3 protein-coding genes and 1 rRNA gene are annotated in these 2899 nt (G+C 65.5%); 1 reads left to right on the top strand and 3 read right to left on the bottom strand.

Annotated elements, in window-relative coordinates; genetic code table 11:
* A partial coding sequence (locus tag NQ036_RS15335; RefSeq protein WP_257059991.1) for a DEAD/DEAH box helicase occupies positions 1 to 1836 on the bottom strand: 1836 nt, incomplete at its 3' end.
* Complete coding sequence (locus NQ036_RS15330) at positions 1837 to 2124, bottom strand: DUF3039 domain-containing protein (RefSeq protein ID WP_257049865.1); 288 nt, start codon at positions 2122 to 2124, stop codon at positions 1837 to 1839.
* A gap of 35 nt (positions 2125 to 2159) precedes the next feature.
* Between NQ036_RS15330 and NQ036_RS15325 the strand changes: the two genes are divergently transcribed.
* Complete coding sequence (locus tag NQ036_RS15325) at positions 2160 to 2669, top strand: flavin reductase family protein (RefSeq protein WP_257059988.1); 510 nt, start codon at positions 2160 to 2162, stop codon at positions 2667 to 2669.
* Between the two features lie 106 nt (positions 2670 to 2775).
* On the opposite strand, the gene rrf is transcribed toward NQ036_RS15325, so the two are convergent.
* Positions 2776 to 2892: ribosomal RNA gene (gene rrf, locus NQ036_RS15320) — 5S ribosomal RNA — on the bottom strand.
* Between the last annotated feature and the right edge of the window lie 7 nt (positions 2893 to 2899).

Genomic DNA, 2899 nt, shown 5'->3' with positions numbered 1-2899 from the left:
GTGGAGCCACTGGTAAGGCGCGGGCACTTGGCCCGAGGGGCACCTGTCTGGCGAGAGCCACTGGTAGGGCGAGGGCCCGGAGGGGGTCAGGCCTGGTAGTAGACCGTGGGCAGGGCCGGCTCCCCCGCAGGCGTTGCGCAGTTCCACGTGGATCGTGCCATGCGGTTTGCCCGTGCGGCGTGCCCAGGCCCCCACCATCGACTGCAGCTTGGTGCGGTCCTCCTTCAGCGCGCGGTGTTCGAGCTCTTCGGTATGCGGTTGGGTTTCCGGGACCGAGGTCTTGGTCGTCCCCTGCCGTTTGACCTGCTCGGCCTGTCTGGTGCGCAGCAGCATCGCGACCTGGTCGGGTTCCAATAGGCCCGGCAGCCCGATGAAGTCGAGCTCTTCCTCCGAGCCCACCGCCCCGCCGGTGCCGAACTCACCGCCGTCGAACAGCACTCGGTCGAACGAGGCCTGTGCGTCGAGAGCCTCGAAATTGCCGTCGAGCAGGCTCGAGGACGCGCTCTCGCCCTGTTCGGCACGTTCCAGTGCAGCATCGTCGAGCACCACCTCGTCCGGATCCTCGGCGCTCTTCGGCCGGTCCAGGGCGTGATCGCGTTCGAGCTCCAGCGAGTTCGCCAGGGCCAACAGGACTGGCACGCTGGGCAGGAACACCGATGCTGTCTCCCCGCGTTTCCTGGCGCGCACGAAGCGGCCGATCGCCTGGGCGAAGAACAACGGCGTCGATGAGGAGGTCGCGTAGACGCCCACGGCCAGGCGCGGCACGTCGACCCCTTCGGAGACCATGCGCACCGCAACCATCCACCGGCGCGTGGACGTGCGGAACTCTTCGATCTTGTCCGAGCCGCCGGCTTCGTCCGAGAGCACGACGGTCACCGATTCGCCGGTGATCTCCTTGAGCTGTTTGGCATAGGCACGGGCCACCTGCTGATCGGTGGCGATCACCAGTCCCCCGGCGTCTGGCACCGCGCGTCTGACCTCGGTCAAACGGATGTCGGCGGCGCGGAGCACCGCCGGGATCCACTCACCACGCGGGTCGAGGGCCGTCCGCCAGGCCTGTGCGTGGATGTCCTTGGTCGCTTCGGCGCCCAGGACCGCCGACATCTCATCGCCGGCCTTGGTCCGCCAGCGCATCTCACCCGAGTAGGTCATGAAGATGACCGGACGCACCACCCCGTCGTGCAGGGCACGGGAATAGCCATAGGAATAGTCCGCCTGCGAGGTCCTGATCCCCTCTTCATCGGCCTCGTAGGTGACGAAGGGGATGGGCGAGGTGTCGGACCGGAAGGGCGTACCGGTCAGTGCCAGACGGCGCTTGGCCGGTTCGAAGGCGTCGCGTACTGCATCGCCCCAGGACAGGGCGTCCCCGGCGTGATGGATCTCGTCGAGGATCACGAGGGTCCGGCCGGCAGCCGTCCTATTGTGGTGCAGGGCCGGTTTCGCCGCCACCTGGGCATAGGTCACTGCAACCCCGTGGAACCCTCGACCGGTCCGCCCCTGGCTGTTCTTGAAATTGGGGTCGAGTTTGATGCCGACACGAGCAGCCGAATCGGCCCACTGCACCTTGAGGTGTTCGGTGGGAGCGACAACGGTAACCCGGTCGACGACCCGACGGGCCAGGAGCTCGGCAGCCAGACGCAGGGCGAAAGTCGTCTTGCCGGCACCGGGGGTCGCCACTGCGAGGAAGTCCTTGGGCTCGGTCTCGAAGTACTTTTCCAGAGCCTCGGCCTGCCAAGCGCGCAGCTTGCCGGCCGTTCCCCACGCAGCGCGTTCGGGGAACGCCGGTGACAGGTTTTCGGCCGCACTGGTACCCGGTACGCGGTGTGCGGTCGTCATTTACTCCTTCGGTCCTTTGGGATCCTTGGGGCCCTCTGGCATCTTCTCGAAGATCTCTTTGCACGTGGGGCAAACCGGGTACTTCTCCGGATCACGGCTGGGAACCCACACCTTGCCGCACAGGGCGACGACGGGTGTTCCCATGACCATGGCCTCCATGATCTTGGCCTTCGGAGCGTAGTGGGAGAAGCGCTCATGATCGCCGGGTTCGGCGGGGACTGTGAGTTCTTCGCGCTCCAGCGTCGTAGCGCCGCCGGTGCGCGGCATCGTTTCGGTCGGTTCAGACATGACATCCATTCTAGGACCTCTAGGATGGAAGCGTCATGGAAAACAGCAGTGATATGGCGGATGCCACCGCCGAACGGTACCGGAGCGTCGCAGGCAGAATAGTCAAAAGCGTCGCGGTGCTCAGCGTCGAATGCAAGGGCGCAATCCAGGCCATCACAGTCGATTCGTACCTCGACGTCAGTTACGACCCGCCGACCATGGCGGTGAGTGTCTATGCGGGCTCGCGGATGGGCGATGCGCTGGACACCACACGGCGGATGACCCTGAGCGTGCTGGCACCGCAGCACAAGGGCACGGCCCAGTGGCTGGGGACTCCGGGCCAGCCGACCTATGGCCTGCTCAACGGCGTCGAGCTGGCCGACGGCACCACCGGGTATCCGGCCCACATACCCGACGCCGTGGCGGTCTTCGAGATGGAGATCGTTCAGCGCCTCGAGATTGAAACACACACACTGGTGGTCGGCCACGTCGCACACTGCGCTCAGGCCGACGGAGCTGGCCTGCCCCTGCTCTATGCCGGGGGCGAATACTTCATGCTCCCCTAATGCGTCAACCGTTCCGAGGAACTCGGTGAATGAATGGAAGAGGGCCCTCGTACGGTCCGCGAGCTAAGCTCCAGCCGGCCATACGAAGACCCTCAACCAAATATAATTGCGGCGGTGACCTACTCTCCCACACACTCCCGCATGCAGTACCATCAGCGCAATCGGGCTTAGCTTCCGGGTTCGGAAAGGGACCGGGCGTTTCCCCAACGCTCTCACCACCGCAAAACCAC

This window comes from Brevibacterium sp. 91QC2O2 (assembly GCF_024580695.1).
GTDB lineage: Bacteria > Actinomycetota > Actinomycetes > Actinomycetales > Brevibacteriaceae > Brevibacterium > Brevibacterium moorei.
Note: the sequence above shows the minus strand (reverse complement) of the source record. Positions and strands in the feature narration are given on the sequence as shown.